General features: G+C 59.8%; 5 protein-coding genes. 3 read left to right on the top strand and 2 right to left on the bottom strand.

Annotation, left to right across the window (positions count from 1 at the left end; all coding sequences use genetic code 11):
• Positions 1-197: 197 nt before the first annotated feature.
• Positions 198-2,534, bottom strand: coding sequence for a family 31 carbohydrate-binding protein (locus J3U88_RS13745; protein ID WP_207859433.1), 2,337 nt, complete (start codon positions 2,532-2,534; stop codon positions 198-200).
• An 867-nt stretch (positions 2,535-3,401) separates the two neighbouring features.
• Here J3U88_RS13745 and J3U88_RS13740 point away from each other — a divergent pair.
• A complete protein-coding gene (locus J3U88_RS13740) occupies positions 3,402-3,836 on the top strand; it encodes a hypothetical protein (RefSeq protein ID WP_207859431.1) in 435 nt (144 codons plus the stop codon).
• Positions 3,837-3,870: 34 nt separating this feature from the next.
• Here J3U88_RS13740 and J3U88_RS13735 read toward each other — a convergent pair whose 3' ends face one another.
• Positions 3,871-4,026 carry a hypothetical protein gene (locus tag J3U88_RS13735; protein ID WP_207859429.1) on the bottom strand — a complete coding sequence of 52 codons (156 nt, stop codon included), beginning with the start codon at positions 4,024-4,026 and terminating at the stop codon, positions 3,871-3,873.
• A gap of 263 nt (positions 4,027-4,289) precedes the next feature.
• Between J3U88_RS13735 and glpX the strand changes: the two genes are divergently transcribed.
• Positions 4,290-5,285 carry a class II fructose-bisphosphatase gene (glpX, locus tag J3U88_RS13730; RefSeq protein WP_279382534.1) on the top strand — a complete coding sequence of 332 codons (996 nt, stop codon included), beginning with the start codon at positions 4,290-4,292 and terminating at the stop codon, positions 5,283-5,285.
• Positions 5,286-5,483: 198 nt separating this feature from the next.
• Positions 5,484-6,443 (top strand): cysteine synthase A, encoded by a 960-nt coding sequence (gene cysK, locus J3U88_RS13725; protein ID WP_207859427.1) that lies wholly within the window; start codon positions 5,484-5,486, stop codon positions 6,441-6,443.
• Positions 6,444-6,448: the final 5 nt, after the last annotated feature.

Here is a 6,448-nt window from a genome sequence, read left to right as displayed (position 1 = left end):
GCGTATCCTGCACTTTATGCGGTGTCGACCCGAAGAAGTATCTGTCGGAAACGATTATGCGAATCCGCAACGGCCGCGGCTTTCAGCTTCCCTATGCATTTGCCAATGAGCACGAGACCTTCAACCTAATCTAGCGTTGGCTCGTGGTTCTAGCTTAACCGAAGCGAGGGCGCGTTTTTGCCTGCTCGTTGGTAGGCTTACATTTTTACGGCATCGAAGGTTGTGGAACCCTGTTGGTTGGGATCGATGCCGTGGAACAAATGGTGACCGAGGATGAAATCGTCGACCTGATCCTCGGTGTGGATGGTGGTGAAGGGCTGGGTGAAAATCGCGTTGTATTCCAGGTTTGAATAGGTGCCGTTGTCGGACAGGACCATGGTGGTCGAGGCTTTGCCGGCGGGATTGAGTCGGGGATCGCCGTAGTTCCCCCAACCCAAACCAACGGTGTAATAAGAGAAGTCGTTGTAGGTTTGCGCCCCGGTTTTGCCGGCAATGGCGGTGACCTCAAACTGGATCACCTGACCGTAGCTGAAGGCATTGCCGAAACCGGGATTCTGGGTGACGGCAAAAAACTGCTGACCGTTGGGACCGCCGGCGGTGTTTCGCATGGATTCAACCCGCAACACGCTGCCGTCGATATCGAAGCCAAGCTGCACATTGCCAGGCAAATCGTCGACCCAGATGTTGTAGCGGTCGAGGTTGCGCAGCAAGTCGTTGTTGTGTTGCGCGTCGAGCACGGCGGCGGTGGTGCCGTCGTGAGAAACGGGGTGGCGGAAGCGCATCCAGTTCGCGGAGCCGTCGGTGAAGGCGGGGTAATTGGTGACGTCGACCTTGGCGCCGGCGGTGGTGAACAAACCGGTGTAGATCCAGCGGTGGGCCGGATTGTTGTTCAGCGAATGGGTCACGTGTTGGTAACGGAAGAAGTAGGTGAACTCACCGGAAACCGGTACGGTTGCGCGGCCCCCGGTAACTGGAACGCGCTGAAAGGTCATGTTGTTGTCGGTGGAAACGACCATTTCCAGGCTCGCATCACCCTCGGCTTTTTGGATGCCCGGTCCCCAGCGCCAGGTTAACTGATTGCCTTCCAGGTCGAAGGCGAACCCGTATTCCGTGGGGGATGCACCGCTCATCGGGGTACGCAGCGCCGTGGGCGGATTGGGTCGCGGCGTGGGGCCGACGCGGCCACCGGTCAGCGAGTTGGCGGTCCAGTCGAGGTGGGCGAAATTGGGATCTCCGTCACCACCGTCACCAGAGTCACCGCCGTCGCCGGAGTCGCCGCCGGAGTCGCCGCCAGAGTCACCGCCGGTGTTGCCTCCTGTATCATCCCCGGTCCAGGTGTAGCTGTATTGCGGGAAGGCCTCGGCCGCGTAGCCGGGGATTTTGAGTTGGGCGGTGTAGGTCGCGCCGGTTTGAAGGTTGCCGTGCAGCCGTTCCCAACGACCGTTGCGCAACGCGGCGGGGTAACAATCTTGTTCCAAATTTTTGCAGTTGTAGAAGGTGCCCTGAGTCGGCCATTCGGGTTGCGCGGCAAACCAAATCACGGCGCTGTCGGCACCAACCGCGGCCACGCCGAACAGGTCGCCGCCGGAGGTGTCCCCTTCAACGGTAAAGCTGTCGCTCAGCGTACCTTGCCCGCCGAGGTCGTCGGTCGCGGCCACGCGCCAATCGGTGCGACCGGCGACCAATGGGCCAAGCGTCCAGCTGTAGGGGGCTTGGCTCAGGAAACCGGCGGAAACCTCGTCTTTGCCAGGCTCACGAACAAAAAGTTCGATGCGTGTGACCAAACCGTCCGCGTCTGAAGCGTCAACCGTCAACACCACTTCCCCGTTGACCTCAAATGCGCCATCCAGGGAAACCAAACGCACCCTGGGCGGCTGGTTGCCGGGCGCGTTGAGCGTGGCCGCGGCGGCGTCCTCGGCGCTTGCTTCCTCGTTATCGACGGCGGTGGCGCGAAACTGGTACGTCCCGGCCGTGGTTTCTCGGATCACCCAGGTATAGGGTGGCGCGGTGCGGGTGGGCAGGCTGACCTCGCGACCATCGGGTTCGGTCATCACCAAACGAACCTCGGCCACCAAACCGTCGGCATCGGCCGCGTCCACCGCCACGGCGAGTGCCTCACCGGCGGCGGGCAGGGGTTGTTGTAATTGGATCTGGACGCTTGGGGCCTGGTTCCCACCGCCGTCGTCGGAAAAAACAACGCTGTGCATAGGCGAAATGTATTGGCCGGTCGCGTTGTCTTGCACTTTGATTTGAATTTGGTACGTCATTCCGGGTTGCAGGTTGTTGACGGCACGTTCGAAAAAGCCGTCCACTTTTTTGCCGAACACACAGTTATCACCGAGGCAAAGGTAGTTCCAGGAGCCGGTCCAGCCCTGGTCTTCAAAATAAAGGATGCCGGAGTCGGGTCCGGTGGCGCGAATCCCGTATTGAGCGAGGGCGGTGGTTGTCAGCAGCAGGTAAAAACAGGCAAAGGGCAGGAGGCGCCGGACAAAGCGGTAGCCTTCCCGCGCGGGAGCGGGCGTGATGTTTCTCATGGTCGATTCCTCATTTTACGGCAAGCAAAGATTGAAACGTCCGTGGGGGGAAACGGCAGCTTGGGGCGGTCCGTTCGGCCGGGCGGACGGCTCCCGGTCAAAACGGCGGCAAGAAACCCCAATCGGAAAATGAAACCCAAGGTGCGCCGGACCAAGTCGCAAAGGACCGGCGAAACAGCGACCAAACCACACACGAGCGGCAGCGGCAGGCGCGTGTTCCGAAACGCGCCGACCCCCGTGGTCGGCTTGGTTTAGCCCGCATTTCTCACAAGGATTCGTCGCGAGAAGCTGAAAGCCTTGTGAGTACGAAGATTACGACCAAGAGACGACACAGGGGTCCGACCACTCGGCGTAGCAGCTGAGGCGAAGGCGGCTCGACCGAGTAATGCGGATGGCCGCCCCCTCGTAATCGCATGGCTTGCCCCGTAGCAGAATTCCTTGTGAGAAATGCGGGTTAGAGGGAAAGGACACTCGGCGCGGGCGGTTCCCGATCCACCGACCGAAACCCGGCAAGGTCAAACAAATGAGGCAACCCATCCACCCCGGCCCGGCTACCGGCAAGATAAGCAGGGCGAACAGGGGTGAAGTTGCGCGATGGGTTCATTAAAAAGGAAATCACAACCAGTTTATGTTAGCGCTATCACCTAGAACAAGTCCTAATCCGAAAAACCGCAAGCGAACCGGCCGATTTTGGGGCGACGGAACATGAGGAACCGGCCCGCGGAACCTCAGAAGACGCGGTCCATCCTGCCCCGTTCCCCTGAACGACAAAAACGAATCAGCCCTATTTTTTTCAAAAACACAAAAACCTAGATTCAATCCCGTGGTCACAGAGACTGCAAGATTTGAAAAAAGTGGAGTTGTCACATGAAAAAATTGTCCGTTATTTTCGCGCTTTTGGTTTCCGGTTTCCTGCAAGCCGGCTCGGGTAAAGCCATTGTCCCCCATTGGACCTCTTATGATTCAAACGGGCAGCGGTCCACCATCACCATTTCCAACATTACCGGCAACGACCTGGAGGTCACCGTCACCTTCTACAGCAATACCGGCACCGTGATTGGTTCCACGGATTTAACCTACACCAACTGGGCCAATTCGGACACGCGGATTGAAGCCGGTGAAACAGCCCTGGTATCCGTTCACAAAAGCACCTGGGATTACGGCTACGCGGTCATCGAGTGGAACAACATCAGCTCCGACGACAATGCCGTCGGTTTGGTGGCCCACGCGTTTTTCGGCGTTTCCGACGCGGATCGCTACGGCCGCTACGCCATTCCCGTCAACCTCGGCCAACCCTTCTAAGCAGAATTAAGCTTTTCATTTAGTTAAACAAGCATTAAATGCGGCGAACACCAATCGAGGCTTGGTGTTCGTCGTTTTCCCGATTGCCAAACGATTCAGACAGCAGCCGAATCGCCACCCAGGGGCGACGCCCTCCCCGTTCGGAACCCACCTCAACCCCGGCACCCTCACTGTCTAGCGCGGTTCTCATCGTCACGGCCGGCCTGATTGGGTATACTTTGGCGACACAAGCAATTTCCGAAGGTTGCGACCTTCCGGGCACGGCACCCCGACGCGGCTTTTCCCGCCGGACCGCCGCCTCGCCCGGAGCGCCTTAAATTCGGACCGTGCGCCGGCGTCTCGACCCGCCCTTTGGGTCCGCCGCCGCACCCGCCGGCACGTGGGGACCTGCACGCCCCAAGCGCGAGCCGCCGTCAGCCGGCCACGCGCGCTATTACATGAGGAAGGTGAATCATGCCTATGAAACCAGATCGAAATTTGGGACTTGAACTGCTGCGGGTTACCGAAGCCGCCGCCCTGGGCGCCGCCCGTTGGGTGGGCCGCGGCCAAAAAGAATCCGGGGACGGCGCCGCCGTCGACGCCATGCGTTTGATGCTCGGCACCGTGGAGATGGACGGCATGATCGTCATCGGTGAAGGCGAAAAAGACGAGGCACCCATGCTTTACAACGGTGAAATGGTCGGCAGCGGCAACGGCGCCCCTTGCGACGTCGCCGTCGATCCGGTCGAAGGCACCAATCTGCTGGCCAAAGGTCTGCCCAACAGCATCGCGGTTATCGCGGTCGCCCCACGCGGCGCCATGTGGAATCCCGGCCCCGCTTTTTACATGGATAAACTGGTCGTCGGCCCCGAGGCCGCCGGCAAGGTCGACCTGGACGCACCGGTCAAAGACAATCTGGAAGCCATCGCCAAAGCCAAGGGCATCAGCGTTCAGGAAGTCACCGTGGTCCTGCTCGAGCGTACCCGTAACGAAGGTAAAATCCGCGAGTTGCGCGAAGCCGGCGCCCGCATTCGCCTGATCAGTGACGGCGACGTGGCACCCGCCTTGATGTCGGCCCTGCCCGACACCGGCGTTGACGCGGTCATGGGTATCGGCGGCACGCCCGAGGGTGTTATCACCGCCTGTGCCGTACTGGGCCTCGGTGGCGAAATGCAAGGCCGCCTCGCCCCTCAATCCGACGATGAACGCAAACGCGTCCTGGAGGCGGGTTACGACCTCTCCCATAAACTGACCCACTCCGAGTTGGTTTCCAACCAGGACACCTTCTTCGCCGCCACCGGCATCACCCACGGTTCCTTCCTGGGCGGTGTCAATTACACCCGCACCGGCGCCACCACCACCTCGCTGGTGATCCGCTCCCACTCGGGTACCTGGCGCAAGGTTCAATCGCACCACAAATGGGAGAAACTGAGCAAAATCAGCGCGATCCCCTACCATAAAGAACAGTAACCGGCCACAACCCCGCCGCTGATCAGTGCGGCGGGGTTGCTCACAACCACACCCCGTCCGTTCGCTGTTTATTCCCCGCGCCGGCAACCGACCCCCATTTTTTTTGCCGCCCGCCCTTGTTTGCCCTTCTCAGGAATAGAAAGGTGCGCTTGAATGTTAGCTGGGGGAGCTTCATCAAAACAACGAGAGGTTTCTTTTATGATTTACAACTCAGTGGTGGACTTGATCGGAAAAACGCCGTTGGTCAAAATTGCCGACGCCACCGAACAACAAGCCGAAGTAGTGGTTAAACTCGAATACCAAAATCCCGGCGGCAGCGTCAAAGACCGTCTCGCCCTCGGGGTCATTCGCGCCGCGGAACGTTCGGGCGACCTGGAACCTGGCGGTTTGATCGTTGAAGCAACCAGCGGTAATACCGGCATCGGCCTGGCCATGATCGCGGCCGCACGCGGTTACCGCCTGATTCTGACCATGCCTGACTCCATGTCCATGGAGCGCCGCAAAATTTTGAAAGGCTACGGTGCCGAACTCGTGCTGACCCCGGGGAAGGAAGGTATGAAAGGCGCCATCGCAAAAGCCAAGGACATCGCCGAAGAGCAAGGCGGCTTCCAAACCCTGCAATTCGACAACCAAGCCAACGCACAAATTCACTACGAAACCACCGGTCCTGAAATTGAAGCCGACACCGATGGTCAACTCGACGCCCTCGTGGTCGGCGTCGGCACCGGCGGCACCCTCGCGGGTACCGGCGCGTACCTCAAAGAAAAAATTGCCGGCATCAAGTTGGTTGCCGTGGAACCCGACGGTTCGCCCGTGCTCAGCGGCGGTGGCCCCGGCCCACACAAAATTCAAGGGATCGGCGCGGGTTTCGTGCCTTCCATTCTCGACACCAACATCATCGACAGCGTTCAGCAATCCAGCCTTGAAGACGCCGTCGCCACCTCCCGTGAATTGGCTACCAAACACGGCATCTTCGCCGGCATCAGCTCCGGCGCCAACGTGGCCGCCGCCTTCCGCGTCGCTCAAGAAGTCGCAGTGGAAAAAGGCACCGGCATGGGTCATCGCGTGGTCGTCATCGTGCCCAGCAACGGCGAACGTTACCTCAGCTCCGTACTCTTCGAAGGCCTCTTCGAAGCCGAAATGTTCCAGCCCGTCTAAGCCGG

Origin of the sequence: Acanthopleuribacter pedis (assembly GCF_017377855.1) — a bacterium.
Lineage (GTDB): Bacteria > Acidobacteriota > Holophagae > Acanthopleuribacterales > Acanthopleuribacteraceae > Acanthopleuribacter > Acanthopleuribacter pedis.
This window is presented reverse-complemented; position numbering and strand designations above follow the sequence as displayed.

Excerpts from the sequence above, each read along its gene's own strand:
- cysK (WP_207859427.1), top strand. The coding sequence starts at position 5,484 with ATGATTTACAACTCAGTGGTGGACTTGATCGGAAAAACGCCGTTGGTC.
- J3U88_RS13745 (WP_207859433.1), bottom strand. The coding sequence starts at position 2,534 with ATGAGAAACATCACGCCCGCTCCCGCGCGGGAAGGCTACCGCTTTGTC.
- glpX (WP_279382534.1), top strand. The coding sequence starts at position 4,290 with ATGCCTATGAAACCAGATCGAAATTTGGGACTTGAACTGCTGCGGGTT.
- J3U88_RS13735 (WP_207859429.1), bottom strand. The coding sequence starts at position 4,026 with ATGAGAACCGCGCTAGACAGTGAGGGTGCCGGGGTTGAGGTGGGTTCC.
- J3U88_RS13740 (WP_207859431.1), top strand. The coding sequence starts at position 3,402 with ATGAAAAAATTGTCCGTTATTTTCGCGCTTTTGGTTTCCGGTTTCCTG.